Origin of the sequence: Streptomyces sp. SN-593, from assembly GCF_016756395.1 — a bacterium.
Classification (GTDB): Bacteria; Actinomycetota; Actinomycetes; order Streptomycetales; family Streptomycetaceae; genus Actinacidiphila; species Actinacidiphila reveromycinica.
Genome location: NZ_AP018365.1, coordinates 7,317,718 through 7,335,972, shown reverse-complemented (window position 1 = coordinate 7,335,972; position 18,255 = coordinate 7,317,718). Strand labels below are relative to the sequence as shown.

At 73.0% G+C, this 18,255-nt stretch carries 14 protein-coding genes and 1 pseudogene; 7 read left to right on the top strand and 8 right to left on the bottom strand.

From position 1 onward, the window contains the following. Nucleotides 1-693: 693 nt before the first annotated feature. Nucleotides 694-2,343 (top strand): BTAD domain-containing putative transcriptional regulator, encoded by a 1,650-nt coding sequence (locus RVR_RS31440; protein ID WP_202237290.1) that lies wholly within the window; start codon nt 694-696, stop codon nt 2,341-2,343. Nucleotides 2,344-2,444: 101 nt separating this feature from the next. Here RVR_RS31440 and ccrA read toward each other — a convergent pair whose 3' ends face one another. The 4 genes and pseudogenes from ccrA to RVR_RS38040 all read right to left on the bottom strand — a co-directional run. After that, a complete protein-coding gene (ccrA, locus tag RVR_RS31435; protein WP_202239457.1) occupies nt 2,445-3,794 on the bottom strand; it encodes a crotonyl-CoA carboxylase/reductase in 1,350 nt (449 codons plus the stop codon). A gap of 93 nt (nt 3,795-3,887) precedes the next feature. Next, nucleotides 3,888-4,598: a thioesterase II family protein gene (locus tag RVR_RS31430; RefSeq protein ID WP_346731486.1), complete on the bottom strand. Its 711-nt coding sequence runs from the start codon at nt 4,596-4,598 to the stop codon at nt 3,888-3,890. 304 nt (nt 4,599-4,902) lie between these two features. Continuing rightward, nucleotides 4,903-5,391 carry a cellulose binding domain-containing protein gene (locus tag RVR_RS38985; RefSeq protein ID WP_346731510.1) on the bottom strand — a complete coding sequence of 163 codons (489 nt, stop codon included), beginning with the start codon at nt 5,389-5,391 and terminating at the stop codon, nt 4,903-4,905. Then, nucleotides 5,386-6,633: pseudogene (locus RVR_RS38040) on the bottom strand (right-handed parallel beta-helix repeat-containing protein); the annotation flags it as partial. The gene RVR_RS38985 and the pseudogene RVR_RS38040, both read right to left, overlap by 6 nt. A 388-nt stretch (nt 6,634-7,021) precedes the next feature. Between RVR_RS38040 and RVR_RS31420 the strand changes: the two are divergent. The 4 genes from RVR_RS31420 to RVR_RS31405 all read left to right on the top strand — a co-directional run bounded on the left by RVR_RS31420 (nt 7,022) and on the right by RVR_RS31405 (nt 11,962). After that, nucleotides 7,022-7,927, top strand: a complete 906-nt coding sequence (locus RVR_RS31420) for an enoyl-CoA hydratase-related protein (protein ID WP_202237287.1) — start codon at nt 7,022-7,024, stop codon at nt 7,925-7,927. After that, nucleotides 7,924-8,832, top strand: a complete 909-nt coding sequence (locus tag RVR_RS31415; protein WP_202237286.1) for an oxygenase MpaB family protein — start codon at nt 7,924-7,926, stop codon at nt 8,830-8,832. Before RVR_RS31420 ends, RVR_RS31415 begins: the two co-directional genes overlap by 4 nt. Nucleotides 8,833-8,962: 130 nt before the next feature. Then, nucleotides 8,963-10,252 carry a TetR/AcrR family transcriptional regulator gene (locus RVR_RS31410; RefSeq protein ID WP_202237285.1) on the top strand — a complete coding sequence of 430 codons (1,290 nt, stop codon included), beginning with the start codon at nt 8,963-8,965 and terminating at the stop codon, nt 10,250-10,252. Nucleotides 10,253-10,930: 678 nt separating this feature from the next. Then, nucleotides 10,931-11,962, top strand: a complete 1,032-nt coding sequence (locus RVR_RS31405) for an SDR family oxidoreductase (RefSeq protein ID WP_202237284.1) — start codon at nt 10,931-10,933, stop codon at nt 11,960-11,962. A gap of 52 nt (nt 11,963-12,014) precedes the next feature. On the opposite strand, the gene RVR_RS31400 is transcribed toward RVR_RS31405, so the two are convergent. Both RVR_RS31400 and RVR_RS31395 read right to left on the bottom strand, forming a co-directional pair. Beyond that, nucleotides 12,015-13,475: a carboxylesterase/lipase family protein gene (locus RVR_RS31400; RefSeq protein WP_202237283.1), complete on the bottom strand. Its 1,461-nt coding sequence runs from the start codon at nt 13,473-13,475 to the stop codon at nt 12,015-12,017. Nucleotides 13,476-13,563: 88 nt separating this feature from the next. Continuing rightward, a complete protein-coding gene (locus RVR_RS31395) occupies nt 13,564-15,054 on the bottom strand; it encodes an MFS transporter (RefSeq protein ID WP_202237282.1) in 1,491 nt (496 codons plus the stop codon). 130 nt (nt 15,055-15,184) lie between these two features. Between RVR_RS31395 and RVR_RS31390 the strand changes: the two genes are divergently transcribed. After that, on the top strand, nt 15,185-15,793 hold the full coding sequence (locus RVR_RS31390; RefSeq protein WP_202237281.1) for a TetR/AcrR family transcriptional regulator: 609 nt from the start codon (nt 15,185-15,187) through the stop codon (nt 15,791-15,793). 161 nt (nt 15,794-15,954) lie between these two features. Here RVR_RS31390 and RVR_RS31385 read toward each other — a convergent pair whose 3' ends face one another. Next, nucleotides 15,955-16,338 (bottom strand): hypothetical protein, encoded by a 384-nt coding sequence (locus tag RVR_RS31385; RefSeq protein WP_202237280.1) that lies wholly within the window; start codon nt 16,336-16,338, stop codon nt 15,955-15,957. A 175-nt stretch (nt 16,339-16,513) separates the two neighbouring features. After that, the gene (locus RVR_RS31380) at nt 16,514-17,116 is read right to left on the bottom strand and encodes a TetR/AcrR family transcriptional regulator (protein WP_202237279.1); all 603 of its coding nucleotides are present in this window, start codon (nt 17,114-17,116) and stop codon (nt 16,514-16,516) included. A 133-nt stretch (nt 17,117-17,249) separates the two neighbouring features. Here RVR_RS31380 and RVR_RS31375 point away from each other — a divergent pair, with 133 nt between their 5' ends. Beyond that, complete coding sequence (locus RVR_RS31375; RefSeq protein ID WP_202237278.1) at nt 17,250-18,185, top strand: alpha/beta hydrolase family protein; 936 nt, start codon at nt 17,250-17,252, stop codon at nt 18,183-18,185. The last annotated feature ends 70 nt before the right edge of the window (nt 18,186-18,255 follow it).

Below are 18,255 nucleotides of genomic sequence, written 5' to 3'. Positions count from 1 at the left end.
CCACCACGCGCCCATCAGGCGGCAACCAGGTTCTCCCAGCGGCGCTCAAGAGGTTTCCGCGGGTCGCCGACGCCGAGGGAGCGGGCTTCCCCCGGCGCTGAGGGGTGCGCGGCCGCCGGCGGTCCGTCACCCCGGGGATCCCCACCCGACATGACATCTCTTGTCATGCTACGGGCACAACCTGATGTGAATTACGCCTCATTCGATTTGTATTGCTCAAGGTTTTCCCGGGACGCGGATGGGGATGTAGTAGGGGGCTTGAGGGGGGTGGCCGGGCTTGGACACCGTGGCCTGCGCGTCACCTTTCTGGAACCTCAACGACCGGTCAGGGGGAGGCAAGGATGAGCGTGCGTAGACGCCCGACGGCCCAAGGGGACGTTCTTCTCCGGGACGATGCCCCCGGCGCCGTCTGAGGTCACAGCCCCGCCGTCCACGTGCGGGGGCCGGCCGGTCGGGCGACCGCTGGATACGGGAGACCACGGCGTTCCCGGTTTCACAACCTAATGCAGCGGGGCACACACGTACCCACGTGTGCCCGCCGACGGCGTGCACCTGCGCAGGAATGACAGCCTGAGCACCGCATGCTCCTCGAACAGGCAGGGAGTTCATCCATTCCGGCAGTGCATCGAGTACTTCCGGTCTACAGACCTGTCCAACATCGGACGACCTGTGTCGCGGATGAGGGAGACCACCATGCAGTTCAACATTCTGGGTCCTCTGGAAGTGGTTTCCCACGACATGGTCGTGCCCCTCGGCGGGATCAAGCAGCGCGCGATGCTGGGCATGCTGCTGCTGAAAGCCAACCGGATAGTCCCGTCGAGCAAACTGCTGGATTCCCTGTGGTCCGACGGCGTTCCGCCCACTGCGCGGAAGATGCTCCAGAATGCGGCGTCCGCTCTGCGGGGAATTCTCGCCTGCGACGACGGCAGCGCCGACCCGGCCGTGCTCCTCACCCACACGCCCGGGTACCTGCTGCATGTCGAACCCCACGCCATCGACCTGAACCTGTTCATGCTCGCCATCGAACACGGCCGCGAGTACGCCGCCCAGGCCGACTGGGAGTCCGCGCGCCGGGAGCTGCGCGACGCACTCGACGTCTGGCGGGGCCCGGTCCTCGCGGACCTCACCGAGACCTGTAGCGCCTGGCCCGAGGCCACCGCCGTCCAGAACACGCATCTGGTGGCCTTCGAGGAGCTCTTCGAGGCCGAACTGGCGTGCGGGCGGCACCGCGAGGTGCTGGCGGAGCTCGAACTCGTCGCGGGACGGGAGCTGTCCCACGAACGTCTGGTGGGGCAGCTGATGCTGGCGATGTACCGCTGCGGGCGGCAGTTGGACGCCCTCGACGTCTATCACCGCGCCCGCGTGTCGCTGATCGAGACCCACGGGCTGGAGCCGAGCCATGAACTCCAGGAACTCGAACGCCTGATCCTCAATCAGGACATGAGCCTCGACTGGCACGGCGGTGTCGTGACCGCGCTCCGCGACGGTGGTACCGCGGGGGTGCCCTGGCCGACCGCGGTCCTCCAGGACCGGCCCCTGGGGCCCCGGCCGCACCGGCCGGCCGTCGGGGACGACCCCGTCGTCCCCCTCGCGGAGGGGAAATTGGCCGCCATGGTGGCAGTCGTCGGCGAGATGGCCGGCGAGCCCGGCGACGACGCCGCCGAGTCGACGTCCGCACTCGGCATCGTGGCCGCGCTGGTCGACCGTGAGGCCGGACGACACGGCGGAGTGGTGATCAGCAGGGTGGCGTCGATGAGTTGGATCGTCTTCGATGCCGTGGACCACGCCCCCGATCACGCCGTCAGCGCCGCGCTGGCGATCCGCGACGCGTTGCAGCGGACCCGCTCCGTCCGCGACGCCGCCGGCAGCGGAGCGCCGGAGCCCGTGGTCAAGCTGGCCGTCGTGTCCACCGACGCGGTCCTCGGCCACCACCCCGATGACGGCACGCTGCGGGGTCTCGACACCGCCGCCGTCGGCCGGTGCCTCCAACTGGCCAGCGTCGCCCCGGCCAGGCACGTCTGGGTGAGCGAGGAGACCAAGCGCGCCACCGAGTACCGGGTGCGCTACGAACAGGTCGGTGACGACGCGTGGGACGCCGTGGAACTGCTCCCGGAGCCGCACCGGCCCAACCAGGTCAAGATGGTCATCGGCGGCCCGGGGAAGATCCACAAGTTACGCGGCCTGCTCGCCGGCATGGGCGGGCAGTACGCGTCGCTCGTCGAGAGGATCACCCACCGAGGGGGCGACATTCCGGAGAACGCGGTGGTCGAGGTCACCGTCAGCGTGCTGCTTCCCGGGGACGCCGTACGGACACGGCTGGCGGCTCCGTCCGAAGGCACGTGAACGCGGGCGGACGCCGGGTCCGCCCCGGGGCGGGGCTCCGCCCGGACGTCGGTGCCGGTCCACGGCTCGGGTCCGGGGGCCACCCGGAAGGCCGGTAGCGGTCAGCCGGCCGCGTCCATGGACCCCGGTCGCTCGCGGAAGCGGTTGATCTGGGCCTCATGGCGGCTCCGGAACTCCGGTGCGTCCACCCCCAGGCCCTCCCTGTCCGCGAGGCAGAGCACGCCCACCTTGCCCTGGTGCCGGTTCCCGTGGACGACCTCGGCGGCCAGGCCCACCTGCTCCAGCGGGTAGGTCCGGGAGAGCGACGGATGGATCCGCCCCCGCATGATCAGCCGGTTCGCCCGCCACGCCTCGTGGTAGTTGGCGAAGTGCGATCCGATGATGCGCTTGACGTGCATCCACAGATACCTGTTGTCGAACTCGTGGAGATAGCCGGTCGTCGACGCGCAGGTGACGATCGTGCCCCCGCGCCTGGCGACGTAGACGGAGGCGCCGAAGGTGTCACGCCCCGGGTGCTCGAAGACGACGTCCACGTCCTCGCCGCCCGTCAGATCCCTGACCCGCTGGCCGAACCGCCGCCACTCACGGGGATCCTGGCCGCCTTCGCCGGACCAGAAGCGGTAGTCCTCCGCGCTGCGGTCGATGATCGCCTCCGCGCCCATCTGCCGGCAGATCTCGGCCTTCCGCGGGCTTGACACCACGCAGATCGGGAACGCCCCTCCTGCCAGGGCGTATTGGGTGGCGTACGAACCGAGGCCGCTCGCCGCGCCCCAGATCAGCACGTTGTCCCCCTGCCGCATGTTCGCGCCGTTGCGGGAGACCAGTTGCCGGTACGCGGTCGAGTTGACCAGACCGGAGACGGCGGCCTCCTCCCAGGTCAGGTGCGGGGGTTTGGGCATCAGCTGGTTCGCCTTGACCAGGGCGAGTTCGGCAAGCCCGCCGAAGTTCGTCTCGAATCCCCAGATCCGCTGCTCCGGATCGAGCATCGAGTCGTCGTGCCCGGCGGGGTCCTCCAGTTCGACGCTGAGGCAGTGGGCCACCACCCGCTGCCCCGGGCGCCAGCGTCGGACCCCGGGCCCGGTCCTCAGCACGATCCCGGACAGGTCGGACCCCACGACGTGGTAGGGCTGATCGTGTCGGGCCGCGAGCCCCCCGGTGCGCGCGTACCGCTCCAGGAACGCGAAGGTGGGGACGGGCTCGAAGATCGCGCTCCAGACCGTGTTGTAGTTCACGGAGCTGGCCATGGCCGCCACCAGGACCTCGCCGGGGCCCGGCATCGGCGTGGGCACGTCCGCCAGGTGCAGTGACTTGGCGGGGTTCCGGTTCGCCGCCCGGACTCCGTCGAACATGTGCTGCTCGTCCTTGAGCAGCACCGCCGCCCGGTAGGACTCGGGCACCGTCAGCGACTCGATGTCCTCGGGACCGGCTTCCGGCGACTCGACGGCTTCCACGAACGCGCGGTCCACGTGCTCCCCCTGGTGAACGTCGGATGGTGGTCGTCGATGCCGGACGCGGGCCGAACCGCATGGTCGGTCCCGGAGTCGTCAAGGGCGGACCGTGGGCCGGCGGCCGTCCTCCGCCGTCGCGGCGAAGTGCTCCTTGAGCAGGGCGATCACCCTGTCCGTCTGCTGCGAGAGGTAGAAGTGCCCGCCGGGAAACGTGTGGAAAGCACAGGCGCTCGTGGTGTGCCGCTCCCACGCGCGGGCCTCGGAAGACGTGGTCTGCGGGTCGGCGTCGCCGGTCAGGACGGTGACCGGGCAGCCGATGGTGACGTCCGGAGCGCATCGGTAGGTATCGGCCGCCTGGTAGTCGGCACGCAGGGACGGCAGCGCCGCACGCATCATCTCCTGGTTGCCGAGGACGTTCGCAGCGGTGCCGTTCAGATAGTGGACGACGGACAGGATGCCCTCGTCGTCTCGCTGGTGGACACTCTCACCGCGGTGCAGGGACGGGGCGCCCCGGCTGGACGCGAACAGGTGCGTGACCGGACTGCCGCCGGCCTCCAGCCGCCGGGCGGTCTCGAAGCCGACGAGTGCGCCGAGGCTGTGTCCGAAGAACGTGACCGGAAGCGGTGGTTGGCACAGGAGGGCTTCGTGGATCCGGTCCGACAGCGTGTCCACATCGGTCAGTGGCTGCTCCGCTCGGCGGTCCTGCCGCCCGGGGTACTGGATGGCGACGACATCGACGTCGGGGCTGAGAGCCGACACGAAGGGCAGGTAGAACGTCGCCGAGCCGCCCGCGTGCGGGAGGCACACCAGGCGGGCCGTGGCCGTGCGGGATGGGCGGTAGCGTCGGCACCATAGCTCATCGTCCACAGGCGATTCGGACATTCCGCTCCCCTGGTAGTTCGGGCAGAACAACTCGCGCGGTGTCTGCGCCACGGGCGCCGGTCGCCAGGTTAGCCACGCCGGAGCCTTCGGGCAGTTCTGTCGTTCCACCGCGCGAGCACGGTCCGCCCACTGCCCGGGGCCGATGCGCCGGGGTCCTCCTCGACCCCGGGTGGGGACCGGTGCGGGGTGGGGCCCGCACCGGTCCCCGGCTGCACGGCGGGGTCCGACGTCAGCCGGTGGCGCAGGCCGTGCCGTTGAGGGTGAACCGGGTGGGCTGGGCGTAGGTTCCGGTGTAGGTGCCCTGGAAGCCGAAGGACTGGCTGCCGCCGACCGGTATCTGGGCGTTGTACGCGACGTTGGTGGCGTTCACCGCGCCCGAAGAGGGGCTGATGGTGGCGTTCCAGGCGCTGGTGACGGTCTGGCCGGAGGGAAGGGTGAAGCCGACCGTCCAGCCGTTGACGGCGGTGGAGCCGGTGTTGGTCACGGTGATGTCGGCGGTGAATCCGCCGGGCCAGGTGCTGGGCACGTAGGCGGCCGTGCAGCTCGGGCCGGTCCCGGTCCCGCCGGTGGTGCCGGTGGAGGTCCCGGTGGACGTGCCAGTGGAGGTGCCGGTGGAGGTGCCGGTGGAGGTGCCGGTGGAGGTGCCGGTGGAGGTCCCGGTGGACGTGCCGGTGGACGTGCCGGCGGAGGTCCCCGCGGTCGTGCTGCCGCCGGTCACGTTGGTGCCGCCGAAGGTCACGTTGAGGGTGCCGTCGGAGGCGAAGGACCAGCCGAGCGCGCCGCTGTAGCTGCTGCACCGCGACCCGTTGGTGCCGGACCAGAACTGGTTGGAGCTGTCGGCGTCGCCGACGACCTTGTCGTTGCTGCCGGAGCCGGTGCGGCAGGAGGTGTTGCTGCGGAAGACCGAGGTGCCCTCGTCGAAGGAGAAGTTGCGTTCCGCGCTGTTGATGCCGACGTTGCCCGAGATCGTCATGGATCCGGGGTTGTCGTTGTAGGTGAACCCGTGGTGGCCGTTGTCGTACGCGATGTTGTTGCGGACGATGTGGTTGACCGCGATGTCCTCGCCGCCGAGCTTGAAGCCGTTGCGGTCGCCGCTGCCGGCCTGGCCGCCGTTGGAGAGCGTGCCGTTGCCGTACGACAGGGAGTTCTCGACGGTCACCGGCCCGATCGGGCCGGTGTCGGTCTTGGTGTAGAGGTCCCAGCCGTCGTCGATGTTGTTGTGCGACACGTCGTAGCGGAAGACGTTCCCGGTGCCGACCGTGAGCTTGGCGGCGAAGCCGTCCGCGTCCTCGCCGTCGCTGTCGGCGTTGTCGTGCGACTCCGAGCTGATCACCAGGTTGTTGGACGGCCAGGCACTGATGGAGGTGGCGGAGTCCGCCCGGGATATCTGGAGACCGGAGTCGCGGTTGAAGGCGGTGACGACGCGCTCGACGACGTTGTTGTTGCCTCCGATGGCGATGCCGTTGTCGCCCGCGTGCTCGACCGTCAGCCCGTACAGGTGCCAGTACGAGCCGTTGAGCTCCAGGCCCCGGTTGGAGGAACTCTCGCTCTGCGCGGAGAAGTTCAGCACCGGGGTCTCCCCCGGGTACGCCGAGATCTCCTTGCGGGCGCTGGACGTGCCGTTGTTGCCGGCCGCGATCGTGACCGTCGTGGCGAGGTTGTACGTGCCCCCGCGCAGGTAGATGGTGCCGCCGGCGGTGATCCGCGTGACCGCCGACGCCAGCGTGGTGGGGGCCGACTCCGTACCGGAGGCGCCGGCGGTACCGGACGGCGAGACGTAGAGCGCGTTGCTGTTCACCGCGGGCGCCGCCTGCGAGACCGAGGGGTGCAGCGCCATCAGGCCGGCTGCCGCGACCGCCGTCGCGGCAGCGGCGGCGATGCTGCCGCGGCGCAGCCGCGACCGGCGTGGAGCGCTTCCGGAGTCCGGCGCAGGAGCAGGAATGATCCGATCGGGCGTCATCGTGTCGAGACCTCTCTGGGGGTGGGGTGAGTCTCGGTGGAAGCGACCTCGGCGGTCGGCGATGGGAGCGCTCCCATCGCATCAACCCAGATGCGCGGGTGATGCGTCAACGGTTGTCACACGGTTGTCTCGAACCTTTCGGGGCGAACGTCGAACGAGTCGCCGCCGTGCCGCCCCCTGGGCGAGGAGTCCGCGGAACTCCGAGCGGGCCGCCCGCGTGGGCCGGGCGCCGCCGGATGTCGACGCCCTCCCGACGCGGCTCGATCCGGACCCAGATGTTAATGCTCCCTAGCCACCGGACGAGCGCCGATGTAACCTGACGCCGACTCAGCTCCCGCATGCCCCGGCGCGTGCCGGCGGCACGGGCCGGATGTCTCGGGGTGGGGCCATGGCCGGGTACACCACGATCCTCTACGGTGTCGCGTCGCACGTCGCCACCGTCACGCTGAACCGGCCGGAGGCGCGCAACGGCTTCACCGTGCGGATGGCCGACGAGCTGGCGGCCGCGCTGCGTGCCGCCGACGCCGACGACGACGTACGGGTCGTGGTCCTCCGCGGGGCCGGCCGCAGCTTCTGCGTGGGCGCCGACCTGTCGGCGGACGGCGGCGGCGAGCGGTCGTTCGGGGCGAAGGCGGACCAGGGGGCCGAGGCCGCGCTCGCGGCCGGCACCTACCTGGAGCCCGCGGGCGTGGTGACCTCGGTGATGTACCGGATGGACAAGCCGGTCATCGCCGCGGTCCACGGCGCCGCGGCCGGGGTGGGGGCCACGATGCTGCTTCCGGCCGACTTCCGACTGGCCGCCGAGGGCACCAAGTTCGCGTTCCCCTTCACCCGCCGCGGCGTCGTGCCCGAGGGCGCCTCGGCGTGGTGGCTGCCGCGGATCGTCGGCCTGACCCGGGCGATGGACTGGCTGATCTCCGGCCGCACGTTCCTCGCCGACGAGGCGCTCGCCGCCGGGCTGCTCACCGCCGTCCACCCCGCCGGTGAACTGGCCGCGGCTGCCGACCGGTTGGCGGGCGAACTGGCCCGCGAGGTGGCGCCGCTGTCGGTGGCGCTGACCCGGCGCCTGGTCTACCGGCTCGCCTGGGCCGACAGCCCCGAACCCGTCCACCGTGCCGACTCCCGGCTGGTCCACGAGACCGTCCGCGGCCCCGACGCCGCCGAGGGTGTGGCCTCCTACTTCGAACAGCGCGCACCGCACTTCCCGACGGCCGTCCCCGGCGGCCTGCCGGAGTACGCCGCCGTGCCGAACGGAGCGCGGCACCCCGCCCCGCAGGAGCCAGGAGTGACATGAAACGACACACGTGGCTGAAGCGCATCGAGGCCCTCGACCCCGAAGTCGACTTCGCCGAGATCTACCGGATCAGCGGCCAGCACGAGTTCCCCTGGGACACCAGCCAGTCGCTCTCGTTCGCGCTCTACCGGACCTACGCGGTGCCCGGTATCGGCAACCTCCTCGCCGACACCGGCGAGTTCACCGGGCGCGCGCAGAAGCGCTACGACGACACCGTCCTCATCCTCGAAGCGGCGCTGGAGCACGGCTTCGACGCACCGCAGGGGCGCGAGGCGATCCGCCGGATGAACCGGATGCACCGGCGCTACCGCATCTCCAACGACGACTTCCTCTACGTGCTCGCCACCTTCGTCGTCGTACCCAAGCGGTGGCTGGACGCCTACGGCTGGCGGCCGTACTGCCCGCACGAGGTGCGGGCCACGGTCAACTACTACCGCGCGCTGGGCCGGCGGATGGGCCTGCGGGACATCCCGGCCACGTACGAGGAGTTCGAGGCGCTGCTCGACGCGTACGAGCGCGCGCACTTCGCGTTCACGCCGGGCGGCCGCGCGGTGTCCGACGCGACCTTGGACCTCATGCAGACCTGGTACCCGAAGGTCCTGGCGCGGCAGGTGCGCCTGTCGTCGATCTGCCTGCTCGACGACCCGCTGCGGGAGGCGTTCGGCTACCCCCGGCCGCCGGCCGCCGTGCGCAGTGCGGTGCGGGCCGGGATGCGGCTGCGCGGCCGGGTGGTGCGGCACCTGCCGCCGCGCCGCACCCCGAGCCTGGCCCGCGACGGGCGGCGGGTCCGGTCGTACCCGTGCGGCTACCGGATCGGCGAACTCGGCACCTTCGCGCCCGCGGAGCGGCAGGGCGGCTGCCCGGTGCCGCACGACCGCACCGGTGAGGTCACCGAGGCGCCGTGAGCGGGGCGACCGGCCCCCGGCGACATACCGTCATGGCGGGGTTCACGCGCGGAGCATCGGCGCCAGGTAGCGGCGGGCGAAGGCGCGGGCGGCCTCGGTGCGGCATGATCGGAGGGTGGAGAATGTCGACATGAGCACCGGCAGGCAGTCGGCCGTGACCGCCCGCGGCACCGCGCGGCGCCGCAAACTGACCGACGCGGCCGGGGCCCTGTTCGCGCGCGACGGCTACCACAACGTCACCGTCTGGGACATCGCCACCGCCGCCGGGGTGTCCGGGCCGGCCATCTACCGCCACTTCGCCGGGAAACCGGCCATCCTGGCGGAGCTGATGCGCAGCGGCTTCGACGAGGTCGACGCGGTCCGCACCGCGGCGCTCGCCGAGCTGGCCCCGGCGGCGCCGGCCGAGCGGCTTGAGGCGGCCGTACGGGCGCTGGCCGCGTGGGTCGTACGGCATCCGGAGTTCGGGGTGCTGTGGCGGCGGGAGTTCCGGCACCTGGCCGCGGCGGACGCCGCGGAGCTGGCCGAGCGGATGAGCCGGGGCCCCGTCGAGATGATCGCCGAGCTGCGCCGCGCCCGGCCCGAACTCAGCGCCGACGACGCCCGGTTGGTGGCCTGGGCGGCGCTGAGCGTGCTGGGGGGCGTTTCCGACCACCGGATCCGCCCGGCCCGGCCGGACCTGGAGCGCCTGACGGCGGCCATGGCCGTCGACGTGCTGCGGGTGGCGCTGCCCGCGCCCCGGGAGGCGAAGGCCGCGGGGGCCGGCGGCAGGGCAGAGGCCGGCGAGGAGGCGGAGGCCGGCGAGGAGGCTGCGCCGTCCTCCCGGCGCGAGACGCTGATCGCGCAGGCGGTGCGGCTGTTCTGGGAGTTCGGCTATCACGGCGTCACGATGGAGGACATCGGCGCCGCCTGCGGGATCGCGGGCCCGAGCGTGTACAAGCACTTCGACGGCAAGGCCGATGTGCTGCGCGCCGCCGTCCGCCGGCTCGGCGAGCGCCTGCTGACCACCGTCGACGGGCTGGGCCCGGTCCCGGCCGAGCCCGAACGGGCCGCCGCGCGTGTGGCGTTGCTGGTCGAGCGGTACGTCGCGGCCGTCGTCGCCGACCGGGGCCTGGTCGCCACCTTCCAGGCCGAGGCGCACAACCTCCCCGACCGCGACCGGGCCGAGGCGCGGCGCATGATCGGCACGTACGCGCGGCACTGGGAGCAGGCGGTGGCGGCCGCCCTTCCCGACCGGCCCGAGGCCGAGGTCAGGATCCGCATCTACGCGACCTTCGCCGTCATCAACGACTCGGTGCGCACCCGGAGCCTGGCCGAGCAGGCCGATGTCGGGGCGAAGTTGCGGGCCGCCGCGCTGGCCGCACTGGATGTCAACCAGAACCAGCCGCATGACGAGGCGGGACACCGTCCGACAGCGTCTTGACGGGGACCCGTCCGGGCGGCAACTGATCACGGCGATTGGCCAACTCGGCCGATGCGGAGGCGAGTTGCGGCGGCATACCCGCCCGGGTGCTTCGGTGCCGGTGCGGGCCGTCACGATCGCGAAGGCGGCTCCGTCCCCGCCGGTGATGAACCACTTGCGGGCTTCCGACACCCAGCCGGCGCGTGTCCGCCGGGCGGTGGTGGCCAGTTGGGCGGGGTCGGATCCGGTGCCGGGCGCGGGCCCGGTCATCGCGGAGCAGGACCGTGTCTCCCCCGCGGCCAGCGGCTGGAGGAAGCGGTCGCGCTGTGCGGAGCCGGTGTTCTTCTCCGGCAGCGGCATGTCGTCCTCGTCGGGTGCCGCGCGGAAGTCATGGGCGCCGTCGCCGTCACGCCGAACAGAACCGCCGGACTCTGAACCGCCGTGCACCGGCGAGCCACGCCCCGCCCACGCCCGGCGCGGCGGCCGGGCCGCGCGGGGGTCGCCGTACCCGGGCGGTCCGCGCCGCGCCGGCGGGTGCGCGCAGGCCGCTTCCTCGTTGAACGCGGCCCCCGCACTCCCCCGCCGGCGCGGATGTCGCCGGGTCCGGCATACGGGCGCCTGCGCGGCATCCTGGCCCTGCCGCTACCAGGAGGCCGGGGGGACTGGCTGGGCCGCCCCTCGCCCTCCGAGGATCGGCGCATGACTCCCCAGCGCGTGCTCGTCACCGGTGGCTCGGGCTTCATCGCCGGCCACTGCATCCTCCAGCTACTCGACCAGGGCTACCTCGTCCGCGCCACGGTCCGGTCCCTGAGCCGCGAGGCCGCCGTCCGATCCGTCCTGGCCGACGCCGGGATGGTGCACGACGACGCGCTGACCTTCGTCGCGGCCGACCTGACCGACGACGCCGGGTGGGCGGCCGCCGTCACCGGCGTGGACTTCGTGCTCCACGTCGCCTCGCCCGTCCGCCCCGGACACGTGGAGGACCCGGACGAGCTCATCCTCCCCGCGCGCGAGGGCACCCTGCGCGTCCTGCGCGCGGCACGGGACGCCGGGGTGGCCCGCGTGGTCCTCACCTCGGCGTTCCACGCCGTCGGCTGGGGCCATCCGCACGACGACCGCGTCTTCACCGAGGACGACTGGACCGTCGTCGACTCCCCCGAGGTCGATCCCTACGGCGCGAGCAAGACCCTCGCCGAGCGCGCCGCCTGGGACTTCGTCCGGGCAGAAGGCGGGACGACGGAGCTGGTCACCATGCTGCCGGTCGCCGTGATGGGGCCTGTCCTCGGTCACGACGTCTCCGGCTCCAACCTGCTGGTCAAGCGCATCCTGGACGGGGACATGCCCGGCTTCCCCGACCTCTACTTCCCGGTCGTCGATGTACGCGACGTCGCCGCCGCACACATCCTGGCCATGACGGCGAAGGACGCGGCGGGCGAGCGCTTCCTGATCTGCGACGGTCCCGCGATCGCGATGAAGGAGCTCGGCGCCTGGATCAGGGCCGACCTCGGCGCGGCGGCCCCCCACGTGCCCAAGCGATCCGTTCCGAGCTTCGTGGTGCGGGCCGGAGCCCGCTTCAACGCGGAGCTGCGGCACATCCGGCCCGAACTCGGTCACGTCAGGCGGCCGTCCCACGACAAGGCCCGCGACATCCTCGGCTGGCGGCCCCGCCCCGCCCGCGACGCGGTCGTGGCGGCCGCACGGAGTCTCGTCGCCAAGGGGCTGGTGAGGTGACGGCCCCGCGTCGGGGGTGAGGTCTGCTGCGGCGAGGACGCTCTTGTGGAGGTCAGGCGGCGGGGTCGGCGAGCTCGTCGGGGGTCCTGGCGAGGCCGTCGGCGCACTCGTGGGAATCGCGGTCGAAGACCATGGTGCGGCGCTCCTCGGCGGTGTACGCGCTCCAGCCCGGATCGCCGTCGTGGGCGAAGCGGACCAGAGCCGTGTGCATGCGCCCGGCGAGGTGCCGGGGCGCGTCCGGGCCCAGGAGTTCGGGGGCCCGGGGTGCGTCGAGGTGGTCGAAGACGAAGGGGAGGTCGGAGCAGTGGGCCGCGCCGAAGCCGGGGGCGGGCCAGGCCGACTGGTAGGCGTAAGTGGTGATGCCGGCTCGGGCGGCGGTGTCCGCGATGCGGCGGGCCGGGCGCCGGAAGGTGTGGTCGCTCAGCGCTTGGGCGAGCGCGTGCCCGGGATTCCGGCTGCCCAGCCGGCCGAGGTAGGTGTCGAGGTCGCCGGAGGTGAGTCCGAGGTTGGCCATGCCCGTGACGCAGGCGTCGGTGCTGGGGGCGGTGGTGAGGTCGCCGAGGAGGAAGTTCCACTCCTGCGTGGTGGTGCCGATCAGCAGGGCGTCCAGCGCGCCGGGTTCGGACAGTGCCTCCTCGGGTGCGGTGGTGACGACCGCCCCGTCCAGGGTGGGCTGCCAGCGCAGCGCGTCCCGGCCGGCCTGGCGGGCGCGGTCGTCGACGCTTTCGGGGGGTGCCTGCACTTCTCCGGGCAGCCAGGCGTGTTCGAGTTCCATGCGGCGCGCGGTCGGTGCGGCCGAGAGGGCCTGTCGGGTCCGCGGTACGCCGAGTTGTCCGGCGAAGTCGGCGGAGAGCCGCGTCATGCGCTCCAGCGGTGTGAGCAGAGGCGTTCCCGCGCTCATGGCGATCAGGCGGCGGAAGAGGCCGCGCGCGGCCGGGGCGCCGGTCAGGGCGAGGGCGGCGGTCGCGCCGGCGGACTGTCCGGCCAGCGTGACGTTGGCCGGGTCGCCGCCGAAGGAGGCGATGTTGTCGCGTACCCACGTCAGGGCGGCGGTGACGTCGAGCAGGGCGCGGTTGGCGACCAGGTCGTCGAGGATCATGAACCCCTCGGCGGCGACACGGTAGTTGGGGACGACGAGGACCACGCCGTCACGGGCGAAGGAGGCTCCGTCGTACCAGGGGCTGGCGTTGCCGCCGGTGAAGAAGCCGCCCCCGTACAGCCACACGACCACCGGGAAGGGGCCGTCGCCGCGGGAGGGGGCGTACACGTTGAGGTTGAGGGCCTCGTCGCCCGTGACGACGGGGTCGGGGAAGAGCTCCTGGCCGACGTGGGGGTGCGCCGGGCCGGGCCCGTAGCCGGTCGCCTCGAAACAGGTGGTGAACCTCGCGTGCGGCTCGGGGGCCTCGAAGGCGCGGCCGGGGTAGGGGGCGCGGGCGTAGGGGACGCCGAGGTAGGCGGTGTGGGCCTCGCGCGCGATTCCCTCGACAGGTCCGCAGGGGGCGTTGACGGGCACGGGTTGCTTCCTTCCGACGGGTGCGGGTGCGGGTGCGGGGACGGGGCCGCGGTCTCGGGACGGGCTCCCCGCGTGGCGGCGGTACGGCTCAGGCGGCCTCCGCCCGGTCCGTCGCGGCCGCGGCCTCCGGAACGGGCCTGAGCCGCAGGGCCAGGGCCGCGGTGACCAGGGCGAGGGCGGCGAGCGCGTCGAACGCGACGCGGTAGCCGTCCACGACGGCCGCGGCGCCGCCGCTCGTGCTGTGGCTGGTGACGCCGGCGGCGACGGTGACCAGGACGGCCAGGCCCAGCGCCGCGCCGAGTTGACGGCACATGTTGAGCAGCCCGGAGGCGACGCCCGCGTCACGGCGGTCGATGCCACTGGTCGACGCGACGATCGCGGGCATCATCGTCAGGCCGGTGCCCGCGCCGACCACGACGGTGGGCAGCAGGACATGGGGGAGGTAGTCGGAGCGGACGGGAAGCCGCCCCAGCCACACCAGTCCCGCGGCCGCGACGGCCCCGCCGATCACCACCAGTCGGCGGGCCCCGACGACGGGGATCAGCTTCTGCGACAGCAGCACCGCGATGCTGATGACCGCGACCATCGGCAGCAGGGACAGCCCCGTGCGCACCGCGCTGTGCCCCAGCACCTGCTGAAGGTAGAGCGAGAGGAAGAACAGCGGCGCGGTGATGACGGCGCCCATGCACAGCGTGAGGACGTTGCCCATGCGCACGTTGGCGACGGAGAAGACCGCCGGCGGGACGAGCGGATCGCTGCTGCGGCGCTCGACGGCCACGAACGCCGCGAGCAGGAGCGCACCGGCCACGAGCGAGGCGAGAACCCGGGCCGCGCCCCAGCCCGCGTCGGGAGCCGCCGCGACCCCGTAGACGAGCGTCGCGGCCGACAGCGTCACGGTGAGCGCGCCCGCCAGGTCGATGCGCGGGCGGCGCTGCCCGGTCGTGGTCGGCGCCAGGCAGGTCAGGCTCGCGACGAGCAGGCCGACGCCGACGGGTACGTTCACCAGCATCACCCACCGCCAGCTCACCGAAGCCAGCAGGCCCCCGACCACGATGCCGGCGGCGCCGGCGCCGGAGGCGGCGACGCCCCACCAGGTCATGGCGCGGGTGCGCTGGGCGGGCTCGGTGTGGCTGGCGGTGATCAGGCTGAGGCTGGAGGGCGCGAGCGCCGCGGCCCCCGCGCCCTGCACCACCCGGGCCGCCAGCAGCATCCAGCCGTCCTGCGCCGCCCCGCCCGCCAGCGAGGCGCCGGAGAAGACGATCAGGCCGATCTGGAAGACGCGGCGGCGTCCGAACAGGTCGCTGGCGCGCGCGGCGAACAGCAGCAGACCGCCGAAGGCGACCAGGTAGCCGTTGACCACCCACTGCTGGGCCGAGGCCGACAGGCCCAGGCCCGACTTCATGGCCGGCAGGGCCACGTTCACGATGGAGGAGTCGAGCACCACCATGAACTGCGCCACACACGCCACGACCGCGACGGCCGCGAGCGGGACACCGCGCTTGGCCACCCCGTGCGAGGGGTCGGCGGCCGACGGCGCGGACGCGTCGGCGCCCGGGGCGAGGGGTGGTCGACTGGGCATGGCGGTGCTCCTCGATAGTGCCGGATAGCCTGTCCGCCAATCGTAGGCCGATACCGGATAGGCTGTCCACCAAGGGGCACGGGACGGGCGGGGCCCACCCGGCCCACCCAGCACACGCCTGGAGGAGCACATGGAGGCGCGCGGGACGGCGTTCCCCAAGCGGCGGGCGGCCGCGCAGCACAACCGCGACAAGATCCTCGACGCGGCCCGGGAGGCGTTCGCCGATCCCGGCCCCGACATCTCCATGGCGGAGATCGCCCGTCGCGCCGGGGTGGGCATGGCCACGCTGTACCGCAACTTCCCCGGGCGGCAGGAACTCCTCGAAGCGCTCTACGCGGACGAGGTCGACCAGGTCTGCGCCGCGGCGACCATCGAGCCCGGCCAGAGCCCCGCCTCGGCACTCGTCACCTGGCTGCGCCTGCTGATCGCGTTCCTCCCGCACAAGCGGCTGATCACCTCCGAGCTGCTGGAGCACACCGATCGGGACGGCGTCACCGGCCACCGGGCCCGCGCCGTCGAAGCGGGCCGCCCCCTGCTGGCCGCGGCCCAGGAGGCAGGGCAGATCCGCGACGACGTCACGCTGGAGCAGGTCTTCGACCTGATCGTCGCCATCGCCAAGGTCAACGAGTCGCCCGACTACCTGCGCCCCCTCTTCGAGACCGCCCTCGACGGCCTGCACCGGACCGCGCGTGGCGAAGCCGTCCGACGGGGTGCCTCCGGCACCGGTCAGGGGTCCTGACGCTCCCGGTCTGCGGGCAGCCGGGCCCGTCGTCGGCGTCCTCGGACGCGATGTCCGCGCCGCGTGCAACCTGACGCGGGTCCGCCGCCGTACTCCGTTCACACGGCCGCCGCGCCACGAGTGGCGGCCCGCGAGCGAGACAGAGGACGCGCGTTGTCGAGTCACCGCAAGATCACGCAGAACCGGCGCAGGATGTACAGCCTCGCCGTCGGAACCCTCCTGGCGGCCGCCGGCACGGCCGGCGTCGCCTCCGCGGCCCCGGCCCACAGTGCCGCCGCCTCCCCCGCGCACCACGCCGCGTCCGCGGCCCAGGGCGCCGTCCCCGCCGCCGGCGCCGCGCACAGCGCCGCGACCTCCGTGCGGAAGGCGACGCCCACCGCGGGTGCCGTACGGAAGACGACGCCCACGGCGGGTGCCGTGCGGAAGGCGACGACCTCGGTCGGGGACCCCGCGGGCGCCGTCCGCCCTTGGGAGCTGACCGCGGCCCAGAGGGCGAGCGCCGTGGGCTGATCCGCGGCCACCAGCGCCCCGCCGGGGCCGGGCACGCGTCCGGCTCCGGCGGGGCGCGGTGACGAGGCGGCACGCGCGGGACGCGCACACCGGGGGCCGTCGACGCCTCCCGCGCCGCCGCCGCACGGCGGCCGTCAGGTCACCGCGCCCCCGCCTCCCCGCGCCCTCGCGCCCGAAGCAGACGTCATGCGCAGGCGGCGCCGGTGCCGCTCAGGCCCCTTCCACCTCCGGGTCGGTCAGGGTGAGGCCGTCGAGCAGCAGGTCGATCATGCGGCGGGCCCGGTAGTCGGGGAAGGTCTCGACTCCGATGCACAGGTTGCCGACAGCCAGCATGAAGTCGTAGGCCCGTACGTCGGCGCGTGTGCAGCCCGCGGCGGCGGAAGCCCGCAGCAGCCGGTCGAGCACGGGCAGCAGGCGTTCGACGAACTCGTTGTGCAGGGCCTCGAACCCCGCCTGGTCCGAGTGCATCGCCTCGGCGAGGCCGTGCTTGGTGACCAGGAAGTCGACGAACCGGTGGACCCACCGCCGCAGCACCTCGTAGGGCGTCTCGGCATCCTCGGGATCGTCGACGAAAGCGGCGAGCGCGGCGAGCTGGTGCCGGAAGACCGCGACCACCAGGTCCGCCCGGGTGGGGAAGTGGCGGTAGACGGTGCCCATGCCGAGGCCCGACTCGGCGGCGATCTCCCGCACGGGGGCGTCGATCCCGCTGCGGACGAACACGGCCGCGGCCGCGTCCAGGAGCTTCTGCTCGTTCCGGCGGACGTCGGATCGCTTACGGCCCCCCGATGCCGGCGGAGCGTCGGCCGTGGACATCCTGATCATCTCCCCGTTGCAAATCGGAGCAGTGCTCCGTATCGTGGTGCGGAGCGGCGCTCCGTATTTCCATGATGCCAGACGCCGCCCGGCACGGCCGCTTCGGCCTGCTCCCAGGAAAGGCACCCACCCGATGAGCGACACCACGTACGCCCCCGACGGCGTCTCCGCCCCCACCACCCCTGTGGTCTCCGTCAGCCCGATCGCCCTGGCCGCCCCGGACCGCGGCCAGGACCTGCACCTACGGGTCACCGCGCCGACGAACGGGCACCACCTGCCCGTCGTCGTCCTCTCCCACGGCATGACCCTGACCATGGACGACTACGCGCCGCTGGCCGGCTTCTGGGCCGCCCGCGGATTCGTCGTCGTCCAGCCCACCCATCTCGACTCGTCGGGCCTGTCTCCCGACGACCCCCGCACCCCGCTCATCTGGCGCATCCGCGTCCAGGACCTGACCCTGGTCCTGGACCGTCTCGACGCCGTCGAAGCCGGCGTCCCCGGGCTCGCCGGCCGCGTCGACCACGACCGCGTCGCGGTGGCCGGACACTCCTGGGGCGCGCAGACCGCCAGCGCCCTCGTCGGCGCACGGGTCGTCGACGCCGACGGCACGCCCGGCGAGAGCATGGGCGACTCGCGGGTGAAGGCGGCCGTGCTGCTGAGCCTGCCCGGCACCGGCGGCACCGACCTGAGCCCGCTGGCCGCGCAGTACTTCCCGTTCATGAGCCCTGATTTCGCCGAGCTGAAGACGCCGAGCCTCGTGGTCGCCGGCGACCATGACCGGTCCCCGCTCACGGTGCGCGGACCGGACTGGTTCACCGACGGCTACCGGCTCGGCCCCGGCGCCACCGACCTGCTGACCCTGTTCGGCGCGGAACACGGCCTCGGCGGCATCCAGGGGGCGAACGACACACGGACCACCGACGAGAGCCCCGAGCGCGTGGCGCTGGTCCAGCAGGCGACCCTGGCCTACCTGCGCACCGCGCTGGACCTCGACGGCGCCGCCTGGCCCCGCGCCCGCCGGTCGCTGGCCGAGGCCGGCGAACCGCTGGGGAGGATCGACTCGAAGTGACCGCCCGCCACGCCGGCCTCCCACGGGCCCGCCACGCCGGCCTCCCACCGGCCAGCCGGAGGGCGGGCCT